Below are 17,771 nucleotides of genomic sequence, written 5' to 3' on the forward strand. Positions count from 1 at the left end.
TCTTAAACCAGATTTCGCACTAATTTTTTAAGCCGGAAGTTTTTAGACCGATCTTGAATAGCCCAAATCTTATAAAGCTCTATACCTCTTTAGAGATCATTATGACGTAGAGCTGCATATTGAAATCACACCCAAAGAAGTTGAATGCCGACCGAGCGGATTAGCGCGAACGCTCAGGTTCAAAAGATAACCAATCCACGAGACCCATCTTGGCTAGCCAAACGAGAGTTGTTTTCAAATAGGCATCCTGCTCGCCGGAGAATCCAGCCAAAAGTTGACCCACGCTAAGCCCTTTCGATCCTGCATCCCCAAGTCGCTGAAGCAAGTTCAGAGCCACCTCATTTTTGCAGCGCAAACCGGGATATTGACGGTTCAGTTTGACCTCCAGACGTTTGTCCAAATCAAAAACGGTCACATCCGCTGCGAGACGAAGGTTCTTTTCAGGATGCAAGACATCCGTAGCAAAATGCTGAAAATCAGAAAACGGTTCACCGCGGCTGGGCTCAACATGAGCACCCACACAAGCCAAAGCTGAATCTGCACTGCAACGACGTTCGGCCAGTTCATCAAAAAGTTCTTTGTACTGGCGGATCACTTCTGGCCAAGCAAACATTGTTCGTGCCCTCTGTTGTGCAGACTTGCCCATAGACACTCGCAAGTTTTCATCCTCGGCCAGTTGCGCAATCAAAGAAGCAGCTTTTTGCACGTGAACAGCTGTGTGCTGGGCTACTGCACCGACATAAGTCTGATAAGACTCCAGCTCCATACTGTGGAGAGTGGCAAGTAGTTCTCCCGGTGCACCACCTGGGCTGCTCAAGGTGGGTACCAGGAAACCATCGAGACCATCCCTAACGGTATAGCGATAGCCATCCCAGTCACTCACCACGACTGGTAGACCAGCTGCCATGGCTTCTACAGGCGTTAATCCAAAAGTTTCTTGAATATTGTCAACCAGAGACAAGAACACATCAGCGGAGGCCCAGCTCTGTGCAACTAACTGGGAGTCGTTGCCGTCTAAAACGATCACATTGAGATCTGGCGCCAAAACATCTGCAGCCTGCTTATACGCCTTCATCTCAACATCACCGCCTGGAAACCATCCCACAAGGCAAAAATGCAGTCTCTTTTGAGTTCGTTGCGCTGCTAGGTGCATTGCCTGGAACATGCTTTGTGGAAAAGCCTTCTCGTAATAAGAAAGACGGCCCACCCAAAGCACTACAACATCATGCTCAGCAATCCTGAGCCGTTGACGTAGCGCTGCACGTGCTTGGACATCCGCTGCCAAACGGGCCATCAGCTCAGTATCTACGGCAAGGGGGATGAGCGGAAGCTTGGGCCTAGGACAACGCACTGCGCCTAAGCGGGCAGAGAGGTGCTCAACCGAGGCATCTAACATCGTCTCCATTGCCTGCTGAACAGCAGGAGATGTACAGACCAATGCATCCCATGGGTGAGTGGGAGCAATTACTGCAGATCCTATTTTAGAGCGAACTGCTGGCGGAGCGATCGTGTGAATCAATCCAACGAGACTATATGCCTGATCAAGATTTTTAGATCGACGCAACCAAGCAAGCTCTTCTAAGTACGGCTGTCCGCGGAGGAGAACACCATGGCGGACAGCGAGATTCGTATCGGTTAATGATGATGCAACGAGTCGAGGGCTTTTAGAAGAACCCATTTCGGCAGTCAATTGCTCGCTACTCAGCCCCGTCTGGTTCAGCACAGCTACCTCGCAAAACCCCCCAAACTGGACTAGAGCCCTAAACAAGGCTGCATTGGCAATGTCCTTACCAAAAGGATTGGAGGGGCGCCCCAAGTATCCATTGGGATGAAACAGGCAGAGACCCTTCGACGAAACAGGCATCAGTTCGGGTATCAGGACGGGGAAAGGGGCATTAAAGAACTCTCGAAATCAACGCCCCTACTTCGTCAACACTAGCTTGATGAATGACGTAAAGTGGATTGTCTCATCTCCACGGGATAAACCGAAAAAGCCAAGGAATATTCTAAATATCTGAATAAATTTTTTACAATTATTCACTACAAGTAGCGGGCTTGGATTTACCCAAAACAATGTTGAGCAAAGTCACTAACAAACGCTAAAAAGAAAACAGCTTCGATAATACTATATTATCACTTCTCCAAACAACTTCCTGAGCACGTCACTACAGCACAAAAAAGTTAATTACGCATAAAATGGATACATAAACCGCAACAAAAGACTCATGGTAGTTAACAAAACGGTCGTTAGCTCAAGGCCCTGACTGGGATATCAGATGTTTCGCTCAAATATCAACTTCAAACGATCGGTAACACGCCCTATTAAATATCTGCCATTGGGACGGAATCCCTCAAGAATCCCAGAAATTCTCAAGTGATGGCTCAATTCCGGGCAAGCCTCAGGCTCATGGACAATAAAACAACCCTACGCCCAAGAGCATGGATCGTGTGTTAATTCTCGGTGAAAAAGATTGCTCAAGAGTTTTCCCTATGTCAACTTAAGCAGCATTCCATACAAGCCCTAGGGAAGTGTTAACCCTATGAATCCTATGAATCGTGGACGCTCCACGCCCATCCAGTGGACGCTGAAGCAATTGACCCGCTTGAGGCGCTCGCGGATAGTATGAATGTTCGCCATGATGGGTAAATTAACGTCATTTTACTTTTTTTAGAGTAAACGCTGAACTCTTGCTGTAGCTGCAAAAAATGCGCCGAGAAGGCTGTTCCAGTATCGGTTCTGTCACCAAAGCAACACTTTTCTTTTGACCATATGGAAAGTGGCCACTAAATTAGTGGAGCAAGATTTTTTCAGAACCTTGGCTTTCACTACCGTCACCGGCTCTAATGGCGTGACATCCCTGGTCGGAACGACCGGCGTGGATACCGCAACCGTGCTCACCCTTGATAAGGACGTCTTCATTGGTGGCAACACCGGCAATGATATTGTCACCACAGCTCTTGGAACGGGTGGCAACAACCTTTCCAACTACGACGTCCGGATGGGCGGTGGTGACGACCAATTCACCGTCGGCAACAACATCACCTCATCCAATCTTTATTTGGATGGTGAAACTCTCGGCAACGATGGAGCCGACGCCTTCACTTTCAACGCTGGCAACGTAATGACTCGCACCGAGCTCCGCGGTGCTGGCGGTAATGACGTAATTACCATTAATGGTGGCGTCAGCAACTCCACCATTAACGGCAACACCGGTGAAGATGCTCTTACCACCACTGGAAACCTAACGTTCTCCCTTCTTCTGGGCGGCCAAGGTATTGACACCATTAACGTCAATGGAGCCACTAACAACGCCAACATCAATGGCAACCGTGGCAACGACATCATCAATATGGGTGCAGGTGTCACCTCAACTTCCACGACCGTGTTTGGCGGCCAAGGTATCGATACCATCAATAACGCCAATGCCACTGATGGTATTCAGATCGAAGGTAACTTGGGTGATGACACCTTGAGTGACGTCCAAGGCCTTACTGCTGGCGGAAACACAACCGCAGTTGACACCACATTCCTGGGTGGTGATGGTGCTGACACCATCCTCGGAGGCGAAGGTGGTGACACAATGACTGGTGGTGCAGGTGCAGATCGTTTCCTGTTCAACCTCACTGAAGACTCACTCGTTACCGACATTGACTTCATCACCGATTTCAGTGCCGCTGCTGGCGACACAATTGAGTCAAGTGGTGCTAATCTTGCCATGACCGCCTTTATCAACGGCATCACTGATGTGCAGAGAAGGACTACTGGATCAGGAGCCACTTTGACAGCGACAATGCAGTCAGTCCAGGCTGGTAACTTAGCTACCGTTGCTCAGCTGGTTAATGTCAATACAGGTACCTTCGCAGGTAACTACATCGTATTGAACACTGCTAACAACACTTTTAATGCTTTAACCAGCCAAGTAACACAGGTAGCCAGCCTTGGAGGAATCACAGGTGCTACTTTCGTCTGATTGAGTTACAAGCTGATTTATCGAGCCCTCCCATGTGGAGGGCTTTTTTTAATCATTCTTTTATTGCAATGAATATTTTATTTGTCCATCAAAATTTCCCTGGTCAATACCGCCACATCACAAGGGAAATCGCCAAAAGTAAGACTCATAATATTATTGCACTAAGTACTACACCTCCCCAGGAAAAGATCCCAGAGTCGGTTCAGCTATTAAGATATCAAATTACACAAGGAAACACTGAAAATATCCATCCCTGGGTCTTGGAGACTGAATCGAAGGTTATTCGCGGCGAAGCTTGTGCAAAAGCAGCACACCGAATAGCCCAACAAGGTTTCGTTCCTGATCTAATTTGTGCTCATCCAGGCTGGGGTGAATCACTCTTTCTCAAGGAAATCTGGCCAACAACACCAATTCTTCATTACCAAGAATTTTATTATAAAAGCAAAGGCTTCGATCTAGACTTTGATCCTGAAATACAGGGGGATGCAACCAAATGGGAGAATGCTGCAAAAGGTTTCATGAAAAATGCAGCTGTACAGCTTTCGCTAGAAATAAGCAACTGGAATATATGCCCTACTGAATTTCAAAAAAGCAGCTTTCCAGGCCACTGGCAAGAATCAATTAGTGCAATTCATGATGGAATTGATACACAAATAGCAACACCAAATCCATCGGCTAAAACTCTTCAGATTGACAAGCAAATACTCCTGAATCCAGAAGATAAAATCATCACCTTTGTCAATCGAACCTTGGAACCTTATCGAGGATATCACACATTTATCCGCTCAATTCCCCATATCCAGCAACAATTGCCGAATGCGAAAATCGTGATCGTCGGTGAGACTACAGGCGTAAGCTATGGTGGCAAGTGCGAAAAGGGTGAGTGGAAAGACCATTTTTTAAAAGAAATTGAGGGCAAATACGATCCGGAATTCATACACTTCACTGGAACACTTGGTTATGAACAGTATCTTCAGTTGCTGCAATTAAGCAAAGTACATGTATATCTTACTTACCCATTCGTACTCAGCTGGAGTCTGATGGAAGCGATGAGCACAGGATGCCCGATCGTTGGCTCAGCAACAGCCCCAGTGCAGGAACTCATCAAACACCGTCACAATGGATTGTTAGTGGATTTTTTCGATCACAAAGCACTAGCTGATAGTGTCACTGAACTTTTAAATGATCGTGAACAAGCTCAAGCTATGGGGCAACGAGCCAGGAGAACAATTCTGAAAGATTATAGCCTTAAAGCATGCGTACCCCGCCACCTTTCTCTGATGAGCCTAGTAGCTAGCGGATCACTCAAACGGAACTAAAAAACCAACAAGACCATAAACAATTGCCATCAAAAGTGTATTGCCCTATTGGCTTCTATCCGTCACCAGCGAATTTGATACCGATTCTCCATAACGTAGTACGTATGTTGAAGTTGCTCACGCAGATGGCTGCATACTTGCTCCGGCACCGCTGCTGCTTCACCCTGACCGACATTGGCTGGGGAAAAAGATTGCGGAAAAGGAATAGCGTCCAACGCAAGAAAGCTAAGCACACGATCCCAAATTTGAGCACCTCGATCAAAGAAATCCTCACTTTTCAGCAACAGGATCTGGTCCGTCGAGAACCTCTCCTCATAACGATTGAGCTGCTGCTCGTAGCGGCTACGCGCCAGGTAACTGTGCTCTTGGTGTCCAAAATGAAAGCCATCTGAAGATTCAAGTTGTTGTTCAGCTCCCGCTAGCCGTGCTGATTCAGCAGCCAGTGCATCCTCGAGCTCCAGTGATTCCAAGCCCAATCGGCGCGAATGAAAATACTGAGACAAGCAGCGTTCAACAGGATCCCTCAACAGCACAATCAAACGGGCGTCTGGCAGCAGATTCGCAATCCTCTCTGGAGCCTGGGGATGAAAGACGTAATAGGGGGTGATATCTCCGCAACACTGATCAGGAGATGCATCAGCGAAGCAATTGGAATACCAGTGACGGCCCCGATTGAAATAAAGGCTGAAGTAGTGAAGCTCTTTTTCGGGGGACAACCAAATCTGAGGATGCTGTTCCAACAATCTCTGCAGTGTGGTGGTCCCCCCCTTCTGGACACCAAGGCCCAAAAAATGCGGCAATCGATCGATACCCACAAGCTGCTCCTTCAAGAAAGATCCTGTGCTGGTGAGTCCTGTCGTCGCACAGGCATCTGACCAAGACTTGCCAAAAAGGATGGATGTCCGTGCTCAAGACAGAGAAAGTCTCGGTCAGCCCACATTGGCTTGAGTACGGGAAAATGTTGCCAGACGGTGCCTGTGGCGGCTGTTTCCAGGGGCCCCACAAACTCTGTGGGCGTTAGCTTCCGAGCGAGCCAATGCTGTCGTTGCGGTTCACTCAAACAAAAGCAACCGGAATGAGGGTTGCTGGCCTCTGTAAACCCAACAGAACGCCCGTCCCAATAGGACCCGCGTGCCGACTCCTGTTCCTGCTTACTCCAGACCGGCTCAAACTGCTCTTCTATCTTAATTGGACCATCCACACAAATCTGCATTGGAGCCTCATGGACACAAGGCTCCAACCGATGCGGCATCAGCACGAACTGATGTTGCGTTCGCTCGGTAAACCACACCTGTTTATCCACAAAACGCGGATCGTGAATAACAAGATCGTCTTCAAAATAAAAATGGATATCGGCGTCATGATCGCTTTGACGACAGAGCCAATCCGATGCAGCTAATGGAAGCTGTTTGGGATCCTTCAGATCTAAATGATGCATGGTTATGCGAGATGCGAAGTGCTCACAAATGTCATGTAGATAGGTTCGACCAGTCACGAAAATATGCACATCAACAACGACACCCATCAGGCGCGTTGTTGAGTCATGGCGCACTGACGTGACTTCCAAAGCCTGCTGAGCATGATTCAAGATCAAATCTTGTGGCTGGCGCCCTAAAGCGAGAACCGAACCTAAACAACGACCCAATGCCACCTGCCTAGCTAAACGCGTGCCTGCGCGTGTGGATCCATAGCCAATCTCTTGAGAACCCTCTTTGAAATAATGAGGAATCGCAACCGATACTCGGCAAAGCCTCACCTCTTTCGCTCAGCAGGGCCACACAGCGTACGAGATCCAGATCATGCCAGAACTGCCTCCGCAACAGTGCATCACCCGCATGCTCAACCAAGCCGATCGACTAGGCGTGGAAGTGCACACCATTCAACAGCAGCCTTCTCGGCCAGCTGTGGGTTTTTACTTTGCAAAACCAGGACGGCCTGGCCGCATTGATCTGCACACCTCTGATACAACATCGCCCATCACCAAGTGCAGATTAATTACCCATGAAATGGTGCATCTGCTTCAGCACTGGCATGCCGGTTTTAGAGCTGTGCTGCCGCTGGGCTGGCCCGTTGATGGTGAAGCCACCGAGGGGCGATCCCTATCTCCGCATGAAGCGGAGGCCTTCACTGCTCAAGAGCAACCACGCAAAGTGTTGAGAGCCTTAAAAAAACTTAACCCTATCTCCCCATAGGAAAAAGTCAAAACCAAAATTCTTATCTTTCGAATGATCAACAGGAAGAATTGAATGGAAGGGGGAAGCTCTAAAGCTCAACAACGTTTCAGCCCATTTCAAGCGGACTTCAAGAGTTGTACTTTTGAGCCCTGCCGAGAGCAGACAATTGTTCAATCCACAGGGAAGTCTGTGCATATTCAAATCAGTGATCATCTACTTGGCTCTATTTCTTGGCTCGATCGATTCAAGCTCTGCCATTCTTCAGCTCATTGAGGTTGTATCGACAGACCTCCAACAACTATTGGATGGCATGAGGATCGCTCCATGACTGCACCCCCACTAATTTTGGTGGTCGGCATGCATCGCAGCGGCACCTCCCTACTGGGATCAATCCTCAAATCCCTCGGCGTCACCCTTCCTGGCCCACTGATCCCTGGCGACCATCTCAATCCTGCAGGTTATTTCGAGCGAACTGACATCACAGCACTGCAGGAAGAGTTGCTGATCGATATGCAGCGCTGGTGGCCCAGCGAACAAGGAACCCTGGCGCTCCCACAAGATTGGTTAACAACGGCACGCGCTAAACGGTCCGCAGCCTGTCTCAAGCGACTGCTCATTCTCGATCTGCAGCAACAAAGCGACCCATGGGCAATCAAGGATCCGCGCACTTCGCTGCTCCTGCCCCTGTGGCGCCAGGTGGCTGCAGAGCTGAATCTACCCTTACGTTTGCTACTCGCCTTTCGTGACCCTGCTGAGGTAGTGACGTCGCTCGTCAACCGGGATGCCACTAGCACCGGGATGACAGCTGCTCGCGCGCAAGCCCTTTGGATCCGTCATCAACAGCAACCGCTGATCGATGCCGATGAGCTTCCTCTGCAGGTGGTGAGTTATAGCCGCTGGTTTGAAGCCCCAGAACCACAAATTGAGGCTTTGCAACGGTTCTGCCATCTCAAAGCCACCGATACAACAGCCGTCAAACGAGCACAGGCCTGCATCCGTCCGGACTTACGACGCAGCCTCAGCAATCAGCAGTCACCAGCCCTCAGCCGAAAGGTCCAACACTGGCACCAACAGCTTGAACGAGCAGCAACGGGTTCAATTCGGCCTCTGCAGCGCTGGGCAAGTCGCCAGTCTTTACCTGCCTCCCGCTCGAGCAAGCGACGACGCTCAAACCAGCAACGCCATTCCTGGAGCCTGGCCCTCAACGCCCTGGGAAACCAGACTGCTGCAGACCAGAAAGCCGGGATTCAGGCCTGGGAAGAGCAAGGCATCAGCGCTCTCAGCCTGGGGCAGCTCAGAAGGCTGAACCAGCCAGGATTTCCTGGGCACGACCCCAGCTGTGGTGATGGCGGACCCTTGCCATCAGAGCTGAGGCTTGCGCTGATCGGCGGGTCAATGAATGCATGGACCAGCCACCTCTGGATCAATGTCCTGCCGCTTAGCTCTGAATGCAGGCTGCTGATCTGCAGCCCTGAAGCACCTGCCGATGCTGCCTTGCACCTGCAAACACTCGAAGTTACAGCGCAAAACCCTGCACTACTTCTGCAACTCAGCAAAGTGAGCAGGGTGTTCGACCCCGATCCAGAGCAGGTCAGATTGTTGCGGCTTCTGGGCGTGAACGCGGAGACGCTTCCGACCATGTTGAACGGGCAAAGCGAAACTCAGGGGACCTGGCTCAAGCCAGGCAACAGCTCCCACGAAGCAGCAAGTCAACTGGGGCTGCCCAATCCTCAGGCCCTTGTGGCGAACGGCGGGCAGTGGTTGTGTCTGGGAGGCGGCGAACGTCAGGGCTGGGACAAGCTGCCCGCGAACCTGTTTCATTGTCCAGTTTTTCCCCCAGCACCTGCCCTTTCCGAACAACAGGCCTACACACTGGCTGGCTGGATCAGCGCATGTCTTTCTGCGGGCTTCAAGCTGATTCGGCTGGATCCTGACACCACCGAACAACCGCTTTGGAACTCTCTTGCAATTGCCTCATTCGAACAGCCGATCCATCCAGATGAACTGCTTGAGGAGCTGGCCTGGCGAGAAGCAGGACAGCCCGAGCCCGCAGAGATTCAGACACCGAAGCCAGCCGTCGATTTGATCTGGGAACAGAGCAACGGAATCTCCCCGGAAGTAGCGATCTGCATCAGCTCATACAACTATGCCAAGCGGCTACCTTCTGCGTTGCAAAGCTGTTTTTCGCAATCACTTCAAGACCTCGAACTAGTGATCGTCGACGATCACTCAACGGACAACAGCCTGAGCCGATGCCTGGAATGGCTTGAAAACCATGGACAGCGCTTTCGCCGGGTAAAGCTGCTGAAACATCGGGAGAACGCAGGACTGGCTGCTGCACGCAACACCGCCTTCAGCGCAGCAACAGCACCCTGGTGCTGGGTCCTGGATGCTGACAACCAGATCGACCCCAAAACCTGCGAGGTGTGTCTCCAACTGGCCAAGGCCAGTCCTGACACCACTGCCGTGGTTCATCCCCTGATTCGGATCCTGGATGACAACAGCATGCTGCTGGGTCTGACCGGCGGAGGCCATCCCTGGCAACGCGAACAACTCCGAGCTGGCAATGTGATTGACGCGATGGCACTGGTACGACGCTGCGCCTGGGAAGCAGTCGGCGGTTACAGCCACATCCTCGGAGGCTGGGAGGATTTCGATTTCTGGTGCAAGCTGATCGAGGCCGGTTGGCATGGCGTGCTGTACCCGCAACCCCTTGCCACCTACACCCAGCACGGCACATCGATGCTGCAGAGCCAGACCAATCAACGCCAACGCCAACTCAGCCGTCTGCTTCAGCATCGCCACCCATGGCTCCAACTCGCTTTTGCCGCTGAGAACAGCTGATGCCGCGCTTCAAGACCGTTCGTGCACTGATCAACTCACCGCTTGGTCGTCAGATCAAGCCTCTGGCTCGCTGGGGCTACGCCCGCCTGCTCACCAGTGTTGGCATGGAGGTGCAGAACGGCGGACAAGCCTTCAATCGCAGCCGACCGACCGCAATGGTCGTGAGCCACGAGGCCTCAGCCACAGGGGCTCCGGTCCTGGCTCTCAATCTGGTGCAACAACTCAGCCAGACTCACAACGTGGTGGTGCTGCTGCTGAGAGGCGGGCCGCTGCGCCACCAGTTCCAGGCCAACAGCACTGCATTGATCAAGGCCAAGCGGACATTTGTGAACCGCAAACTTGTCAGACGAGCAATGAAGGCAGCTTGTCCGCAGGGAAATCCTGAATTTGCACTGGTGAATTCGGTGGTCTCGGCACCCCTTCTGGAGCCGTTGCGCGGAGAGGGAATTGCCTGCCTGTGCCTGGTGCATGAATTCGTGACTTACATCAAACCGCTGGATGTCTTTGCAGAAGTGGGACTGTGGTCCTCGCGCGTGGTGTGTTCAACCCCACTGACCTGGAGCGATGTGCTCCGCCGTTGCAACCATCTCACTGATGTTCGACTAGCGGTACTCCCACAAGGCCGCTGCCAACTTCCTGCAGCTAGCCAAACCAGCAGCAAGAATGCTCTCAAACGGCCATCAAAGGTTGAAGCCAGAGATTTTCTGAACCAACTGCCGCAGGAGACACTGCTGGTGCTGGGGGCAGGAGCCGTCCAACCCCGCAAAGGAGTCGATCTATTCGTGGCGATGGCCGCTCAGATTGTCCAACAGGCTCCTGAACTCAATATGCGATTTGCCTGGATCGGCAGCGGTTATGAGCCTGAGCACGACTTCAGTGTGTCTGTCTGGCTGGAGGATCAGATCAGCCGCAGCGGCCTCAGTAACCATCTGGTGATGCTGGAGGAATCACAGGCTTACCAAGACCTGGTCAATCGCAGCAACCTCTTTGTCGTCAGCTCACGTCTGGATCCACTGCCAAATGTGGCGATCGACGCGATGCTGGCCGCAACCCCGGTGCTCTGCTTCCAAGAAGCCTGTGGCATCGCCAACCTGCTGGAACAGCAACCGCTCCTTCACTCAGCCGGCGTGGCTCCTTACTTCGACTACAACGTCATGGCCCGTAAAGCGGTGGCACTTCTGCGCTCCCCTGAACGGATGAAGCAGCTTGGTGCCCTTACCCGCGAACACGCCAGCCGCTGGTTCCACATGCCCTCCTACATCAAGGAGCTGATCAAGCTGGCTGGCATCAGCGGTACTGAAGTCCGGCAAGAGGAGTCCGACCTGAGGCTGCTGTTTGAACAGAAGCTGGTGAACGCCAACTTTGCATACCCGAATCAACGCCTCACGGATCTAGCCCTGCACCAGCGTTATCTGCTCAGCTGGCGCAGCAACATACGCGCACGCAAACCCTTTCCAGGTTTCCATCCTGGGATTTACAGGGAACGTCGGCTTGATCAGGATGCACGCCGCGACCCCCTCGCCCACTGGCATGAAAACGGACAACCCAAAGGCCCCTGGCTAGTTCCACCGATTCAACCCCGAGATGCGATCACACGCTTGCCGGAGTCCAGCGAAGTCGCCCTGCACATTCACGTGTTCTATCCGGAGTTGCTGGATCCCATCCTGGATCGCCTGCGCAAGAGCCGAGTGAAGCCGGATCTGTTTGTGAGCTTCAGCAATCCGACGCTCGAAGCACAAATCCGCCAAATCCTGAACAAGAATCAGCAGGAAGCCAGCCTTCACCCCGTGCCCAACCGTGGTCGCGACATCGGCCCCCTGCTGAGTGAACTGGGCCAACAGCTCGATCGCAATTACACGATCCACGGGCACCTGCACACCAAAAAAAGCGTGTTGATTGATGGCGGTACAGCCGAGCGTTGGCGTGATTTTCTTTTGGCCAACCTGCTCGGTGATGGCAAGCAACCCATGGCCGACATCATTCTCGCCGCCATCAACAGCGATCCCGATCTTGGCCTGGTATTTCCCGATGATCCCGGCTGCCTGGGCTGGACCGAAAACCGCGTTCATGCCGAAGCACTCGCCGAACGGCTGCAGATCAACAAGCTTCCACAAGCGATCAACTTTCCAGTCGGCACGATGTTCTGGGCACGGCAGGGAGCCTTAAGCAACCTCTACAACCTGGGCCTGAGCTGGGACGACTATCCCGAAGAACCCCTGGGTTATGACGGCACCATGCTGCATGCCATCGAGCGGCTGCTCCCTCAGATCTGCATGGCCAACGGCAAGCGCTATGCCGTGACACACGTGCCTGGGTTCAGTCGTTGAGACTGTCGCAAAGACGCTGAAGACCTTGCGCGACAGACACTCTGGGCGTCCAACCCAGAGCCTGCTTGGCTCGTGCAATGCAGAGAACGTTGGTGGGAACATCACATCCCCTTGAAGGCAGATACTCAACCTTCAGGGATCGCTGCAGCTGGGCCTCCAACAGACCAACGAGCTGGTTGAGGCTCAGACCCTGACCGGAGCCAATATTGAACAGATACTCATCCGATTGAGAGCGAGCCGCCATCAACAGGGCTTCGACCACATCAGACACATCCAGGAAATCGCGCACCGTTGTTCCATCACCCCAGATCTGCAAGGGGTCGCCTCTCAGGGCTCGGCCAAGGAACACGGGGACCACACCCTGCGTTGCATCCAGGCGCTGACGCGGGCCGAAAGGATTCGCCACCCTCAGCACCATGGCCTCGAGGCCGTGCAACTGGCGATAAAGAGCCACATATTTCTCGATTGCAAGCTTGGTGATGCCGTAGGAGCAGATGGGGTCTGTGGGATGGGTTTCTGGAATCGGCACTTGTTGCGGCACGCCATACACTGTTCCACCCGACGACACCATCACCAAGCGCTTCACATCGGTGAGACGTGCTGCTTCAAGCAAATTCAAGGATCCGAGCAGATTGACCTGCACATCCGCCTGTGGATCACGATTGGAGGTCTGGGGAAGACTCCCGCAAGCCAGATGAAACACAACCTGCGCACCCTCCAGTGTTTGCTGCAGAGCCAGACCATCTGCCAATGGCACGGAAGACAGCGTCAGATCGGGATGGACCTGCGCCTCCGCACTGATCAGACCTGGAAGCTGGCGCCCAAGGGCCTTGACCCTGTACCCCGCACGAAGCAGACCATCGACCAGATGGGAACCAATGAAGCCACTGGCACCGGTAACAACGGCCTGCATGCCTTAACGCCTTGTTAAGCGAGCGTAGATCTGTTCGAGCTGATCGCCGTAATCACCAATCGTTCGAGGTGCTCCTCCGCGATTCACCATGGCCGCTAAAACCTGTGGATCAGCAGCAAATTGACTGAGATAAGCAGCCAATGTTCGACTGTCGCCCGGCAGAAAAAGCATGGCATTCACACCGGAAACCACCTGATCTGCCATTCCATCAACATCTGAAAGCAACAGCGGCAGTCCGCTGGCCTTGGCTTGCGAAACAATCAAGGGTGCATTTTCTCGCCAAAGCGAAGGCACAACGAGAACATCGAGAGACGCCAACACCTCAAACACCTGCTCTGAAGCGAATACGCCTCCAAAACGAGCCTGAGGCAGTGCATCAGCCTGACGCTGCAAGCTTTGCCAATAGTCATGATCATCTGCGGGATTGCCATAGAGAACGGCTTCCCAAGACTGATGCACACCCATCAAGGCCAAGGCCTCTAGCAACACATGGGCACCCTTGGCCGGATTGAAACTGCCAACAAAACCCACACGCAGTGGTCGCTGCTCAGGCCCGGGCCAGGCCAGCCGCATTGGCAACCGCTCAAGCCCTTGTAGAGAAATGCCATAAGGACACAAGGCGAAATGGTGGGTCGAGACGCCCATGTCTTCAAACGTGCTCCACATCAATTGGGAGGGGACCAGCACCTGCTCAAATCGCTCAAACGCTTGGGCCATGAACAAAGGCCGACGCTTGAGTGCAGAGAACGGACTGCGGGGAATCAATGACAGCAAGGGGTTGAACCATCGCCAGAGCCAAAGCAAGATCAAGGCCAGCGGAGCACTGAAGCGCCGGGCGAGGTAGTTGTCAGGAAACTGCAGTTGGCCAGAGGGACAGACCATCCAGTAATCAGTCAGGCTTGCCAACACGGGCACATGGCAACGCTGGGCAGCCTCAACAAGAGTGAGGGTATGCCGACGCAGATGAAACACATGCAACAGATCGGGCTGCAGATCCCGAAACAAGGCAACGAAGCCAGATTCCAGTTCAGGCCTCCAATAACTCTGCAGAACTCCCCCCCAAAAAGGAGAAGCCTCAGGAGGTGGGTTCAAACGGATCAGCTCAAGCCCTTCCCACTGCTCGTGCCTCCAAGTTGGGAGACCATCCTCATGAGGACCAGCGGTGAGAATCCAGACATCATGGCCGCGTCTCTGCAACTCTTCTGCCGTTCTCCTCGTGAGCGTTTCCGTGCCGGCACAGAAATCAGGAAAAAACTGATGGACAGCAAGGAGGATTCGCATCAAGACAGCTCATGTCGTGATGGCCTGGAGCACAGCAAAGCCGCATAAAAACCTGCTGTACGCCACCAGCCATGCTTGCGCAAACCAAGCTTTAAAGCAGTCGAGCAACGGACCCAAGCCGACGCACTCCACAGCCTTTCAAATCGTGTTGCGCTCTCTGGCGGACCAAACCGTGCCAAACAGGCCCGGAGCTGTAACAAACCAGGACTAATCAATCGCTGAGCAGCAAGGTCGGGACGGACGACATCAACACCCAGAAGGCGTTGGATCAACTGATGACGCCAACCACGTGCTCCCACCACATTCGCCTGATGCTGTCGGTAACTGGAGCAGGGTTTAGGCAAATAGGCCAAACCGCCCGCCTGGGCTGCCACAAGAGCTAACCACCAATCATGGAGAACCACTTCATCCGGAAATGGTAGGGATCGCTCAACAACCGATCGGTTTACCAACAGCGCACAACCGGTCGCCACATTCTGCAGTCCGACTTCAAACAAACCATCACGTTGTGGATCAAGACCCTGGCAACAATGAAAGGAAGGGTGAATCTGATGACCCTCAGCGTCAATCAGACGCAGATCGGCATGAACGAGAAGAGGCTTCTCAGCACCAAACCGATGCTCTAAAACATTCATCTGCGTTAGCAATCGCTCAGCTTTGTCGACATCCCAAACATCATCTTGATCAGACAACATCACGTAAGAGGCGACACTTTCTCGAAGAAGTTGTTCGAAATTGCGACAACTGCCCAACCGCTCAGAACCATTGCAATCCAAAAGCTCAAGCGGAACTGGACTCTGTTTTTGCCAATCACGCAAACATTTCAACGTCTGATCTGAAGAACCATCATCAGCAACCAACAAACGGCTAGGCAAAACTGTCTGCGCGAGAATGGATGCTATCTGATGATCGAGGAATCTTTCACCATTGCAAGTGGCCATCACGACCTCATAATTTTTCACCAGAACTTCCAACCCCACTTACAAAAATAGATCCAGGCACTCTGAAAATTAACAAGCATCAATCTGAGATTTTTGTAGTTTCCACGTCCCCAGGAATGTGTCACTGAGGCGCCAGAAAAATGCTGGCAACGACCCAACGAGGACATCTCTCGCGTTAAATCAGCATCTTCCAGATAAAGGAAAAAATGCTCATCAAAACCACCAACCTCTAAAAAAGGGTTGGATTGCATCAGCATGCAGCAGCCGCTCAAATAAGGAACATCAAATTGATCGTCATAAGAATAATCAGCCATGACGTACCACCGGTCATAACGCCTCAACCAGCCGGGTTTAATCCAATTAGGAATGAATCGCCGACTCAATAAACCTAAAACAGTGGGATTTCTCTTGCAGAGCTTTTGTTCATTGCCTGACGGGTCAAGGATCCGAGGCGCAACGAGGACCACATCAGGATTTTGATCCATCCAGGACATCATCATTACGAAAGTGCCATCATTCCACTGAATATCAGTATTAAGAACACCTAAGTACTCAGGAATGTTTGGCAAAGTTTTGACCAAACGATTTACTGCTGTTCCATAGCCCGGATTATCTGAATTACACAACCAATGATCTGCATTTTGAGCCAGGAGATCAACGGGTTCTCCTGGGCGGTAATCATTCACCACAACGGCATAACCAATCGTCGCAGGCAAGGCTCTCAAACATTTAGCCAAACAATGAACTTCCTGCTCAGAAGGATGGAATGCCACCAAAAGCAGAATCAAAGAGCGCGGTGGCGTACCAGTTGCACTCATAAACCCGAAACAGAACTTTGATCGGCAGTACCGATCCGCTCACCTTCATAACCTGCTTGATCTCGGACCTTTTGGCACCAATCAAGATTGTGCAAATACCACTCCACGGTGGCCTTTAGGCCTTCTTCAAAACTATGCTTTGGTTTCCAGCCGAGTTCACTCGATATTTTGTTGGCATCAATGGCATATCTGCGATCGTGGCCTGGGCGATCTGAAACGCGCTTAATCAAATGTGCATAAGGTTCATCCTGAGGTCTCAGTCGATCAAGAATTGAGCAGATCGTTTCAACTACATCGCGATTACTTCGCTCACTCGCAGAGCCATGATCGCCAGCACCTCCGACACAGTAATGACCACCGATTCGCCCACGCGTTGCTGCCAATAACAGCGCATCAACATGGTCTTCAACATACAACCAATCGCGGATATTCAGACCATCTCCATAAAGAGGAATGGACTCACCTGCAATGGCCTTGAGAATGACAACGGGAATCAACTTCTCTGGAAACTGCCAAGGACCGTAATTATTGGAGCAATTCGTGAGAACGACGGGCAAACCAAAAGTGTGATACCAGGCATTGACGAGGTGATCACTAGCCGCCTTACTCGCAGAATACGGACTGCGAGGATCATAAGCAGTGGTTTCAGAAAAGCGTCCCTGATCTCCCAGCGAACCAAACACTTCGTCCGTACTGATGTGATGGAAGCGAAAACGATCACGACGATGCGGCGCCAGCTGCTCCCAGTGACGACGCACAGACTGAAGCAAATGAAAAGTCCCAAGGATATTGCTTTCAATGAAAACCCCTGGGCCGTCGATTGAACGATCGACATGACTTTCTGCAGCAAGATGCATCACTAGATCCGGATCCGCGATTCGGACCGCTTCCTCCGTGGCCTCAGCACTTGCTAGATCCATCCTAAGTAAATGGTGGTTGGGATGGTCACCGATGCTTGTGAGGTCACTGGCATAACCAATTTTGTCCAGATTGAAGACCTGCACATCTGAGTGATGCAATAACCTGCGCACAACGGAGCTCCCAATAAATCCAGCTCCCCCGGTCACCAACAAGCGGGAATCAGCTGGCAGGGGAAAAGACATCACAATTCAAATTCTATTGGAAGGATAAACCCCAAACGCCCAAATAGGCCTGCCACTAAACAAGCCAGAATTTTTTCCCA

13 protein-coding genes and 1 pseudogene are annotated in these 17,771 nt (G+C 52.1%); 5 read left to right on the forward strand and 9 right to left on the reverse strand.

The features are described 5' to 3' along the window. Positions 1–160: 160 nt before the first annotated feature. Entirely contained in the window at positions 161–1,723 is a 1,563-nt protein-coding gene (locus DXY31_RS00085; protein WP_206749773.1) for a glycosyltransferase family 4 protein, read from the reverse strand. A gap of 1,093 nt (positions 1,724–2,816) precedes the next feature. Here DXY31_RS00085 and DXY31_RS00090 point away from each other — a divergent pair. Together DXY31_RS00090 and DXY31_RS00095 are read left to right on the forward strand one after the other, a co-directional pair. Continuing rightward, positions 2,817–3,971 (forward strand): calcium-binding protein, encoded by a 1,155-nt coding sequence (locus DXY31_RS00090; protein ID WP_137024836.1) that lies wholly within the window; start codon positions 2,817–2,819, stop codon positions 3,969–3,971. A gap of 32 nt (positions 3,972–4,003) precedes the next feature. Then, on the forward strand, positions 4,004–5,290 hold the full coding sequence (locus tag DXY31_RS00095) for a glycosyltransferase family 4 protein (RefSeq protein WP_371638878.1): 1,287 nt from the start codon (positions 4,004–4,006) through the stop codon (positions 5,288–5,290). Between the two features lie 62 nt (positions 5,291–5,352). Here the strand turns inward: DXY31_RS00095 and DXY31_RS00100 are convergent, their stop codons facing one another. Together DXY31_RS00100 and DXY31_RS00105 are read right to left on the reverse strand one after the other, a co-directional pair. Beyond that, entirely contained in the window at positions 5,353–6,120 is a 768-nt protein-coding gene (locus DXY31_RS00100) for a sulfotransferase (protein ID WP_170953463.1), read from the reverse strand. Further along, positions 6,117–7,046 carry a hypothetical protein gene (locus DXY31_RS00105; protein WP_137024837.1) on the reverse strand — a complete coding sequence of 310 codons (930 nt, stop codon included), beginning with the start codon at positions 7,044–7,046 and terminating at the stop codon, positions 6,117–6,119. Before DXY31_RS00105 ends, DXY31_RS00100 begins: the two co-directional genes overlap by 4 nt. 43 nt (positions 7,047–7,089) lie before the next feature. On the opposite strand from DXY31_RS00105, the gene DXY31_RS00110 reads away from it, so the two are divergent. The 3 genes from DXY31_RS00110 to DXY31_RS00125 all read left to right on the forward strand — a co-directional run bounded on the left by DXY31_RS00110 (position 7,090) and on the right by DXY31_RS00125 (position 12,635). Beyond that, on the forward strand, positions 7,090–7,482 hold the full coding sequence (locus DXY31_RS00110) for a hypothetical protein (RefSeq protein WP_114990315.1): 393 nt from the start codon (positions 7,090–7,092) through the stop codon (positions 7,480–7,482). A 306-nt stretch (positions 7,483–7,788) separates the two neighbouring features. Then, on the forward strand, positions 7,789–10,308 hold the full coding sequence (locus DXY31_RS00120; protein ID WP_114990321.1) for a glycosyltransferase: 2,520 nt from the start codon (positions 7,789–7,791) through the stop codon (positions 10,306–10,308). Further along, positions 10,308–12,635, forward strand: a complete 2,328-nt coding sequence (locus tag DXY31_RS00125; protein ID WP_114990324.1) for a rhamnan synthesis F family protein — start codon at positions 10,308–10,310, stop codon at positions 12,633–12,635. Before DXY31_RS00120 ends, DXY31_RS00125 begins: the two co-directional genes overlap by 1 nt. Here DXY31_RS00125 and DXY31_RS00130 read toward each other — a convergent pair. The 6 genes and pseudogenes from DXY31_RS00130 to rfbB form a co-directional block, all read right to left on the reverse strand. After that, positions 12,625–13,548, reverse strand: coding sequence for an NAD-dependent epimerase/dehydratase family protein (locus tag DXY31_RS00130; protein WP_114990327.1), 924 nt, complete (start codon positions 13,546–13,548; stop codon positions 12,625–12,627). The genes DXY31_RS00125 and DXY31_RS00130 overlap by 11 nt on opposite strands. A gap of 3 nt (positions 13,549–13,551) precedes the next feature. Continuing rightward, entirely contained in the window at positions 13,552–14,829 is a 1,278-nt protein-coding gene (locus DXY31_RS00135) for a glycosyltransferase (RefSeq protein WP_114990331.1), read from the reverse strand. After that, positions 14,829–15,464: a hypothetical protein gene (locus DXY31_RS00140; protein ID WP_244279408.1), complete on the reverse strand. Its 636-nt coding sequence runs from the start codon at positions 15,462–15,464 to the stop codon at positions 14,829–14,831. Before DXY31_RS00140 ends, DXY31_RS00135 begins: the two co-directional genes overlap by 1 nt. Positions 15,465–15,470: 6 nt before the next feature. Continuing rightward, positions 15,471–15,770 (reverse strand): annotated as a pseudogene (locus tag DXY31_RS17795) (glycosyltransferase); the annotation flags it as partial. A gap of 17 nt (positions 15,771–15,787) precedes the next feature. Further along, positions 15,788–16,588, reverse strand: coding sequence for a glycosyltransferase (locus DXY31_RS00145; protein ID WP_114990337.1), 801 nt, complete (start codon positions 16,586–16,588; stop codon positions 15,788–15,790). After that, a complete protein-coding gene (gene rfbB, locus DXY31_RS00150) occupies positions 16,585–17,691 on the reverse strand; it encodes a dTDP-glucose 4,6-dehydratase (RefSeq protein WP_114990340.1) in 1,107 nt (368 codons plus the stop codon). Before rfbB ends, DXY31_RS00145 begins: the two co-directional genes overlap by 4 nt. Between the last annotated feature and the right edge of the window lie 80 nt (positions 17,692–17,771).

The organism is Synechococcus sp. UW179A (assembly GCF_900473965.1).
In the GTDB taxonomy this organism is placed as follows: domain Bacteria; phylum Cyanobacteriota; class Cyanobacteriia; order PCC-6307; family Cyanobiaceae; genus Synechococcus_C.

Excerpts from the sequence above, each read along its gene's own strand:
- DXY31_RS00140 (WP_244279408.1), bottom strand. The coding sequence starts at position 15,464 with ATGAATGTTTTAGAGCATCGGTTTGGTGCTGAGAAGCCTCTTCTCGTT.
- rfbB (WP_114990340.1), bottom strand. The coding sequence starts at position 17,691 with ATGTCTTTTCCCCTGCCAGCTGATTCCCGCTTGTTGGTGACCGGGGGA.
- DXY31_RS00145 (WP_114990337.1), bottom strand. The coding sequence starts at position 16,588 with ATGAGTGCAACTGGTACGCCACCGCGCTCTTTGATTCTGCTTTTGGTG.
- DXY31_RS00135 (WP_114990331.1), bottom strand. The coding sequence starts at position 14,829 with ATGCGAATCCTCCTTGCTGTCCATCAGTTTTTTCCTGATTTCTGTGCC.
- DXY31_RS00125 (WP_114990324.1), top strand. The coding sequence starts at position 10,308 with ATGCCGCGCTTCAAGACCGTTCGTGCACTGATCAACTCACCGCTTGGT.
- DXY31_RS00110 (WP_114990315.1), top strand. The coding sequence starts at position 7,090 with ATGCCAGAACTGCCTCCGCAACAGTGCATCACCCGCATGCTCAACCAA.
- DXY31_RS00095 (WP_371638878.1), top strand. The coding sequence starts at position 4,004 with ATGTGGAGGGCTTTTTTTAATCATTCTTTTATTGCAATGAATATTTTA.
- DXY31_RS00130 (WP_114990327.1), bottom strand. The coding sequence starts at position 13,548 with ATGCAGGCCGTTGTTACCGGTGCCAGTGGCTTCATTGGTTCCCATCTG.
- DXY31_RS00120 (WP_114990321.1), top strand. The coding sequence starts at position 7,789 with ATGACTGCACCCCCACTAATTTTGGTGGTCGGCATGCATCGCAGCGGC.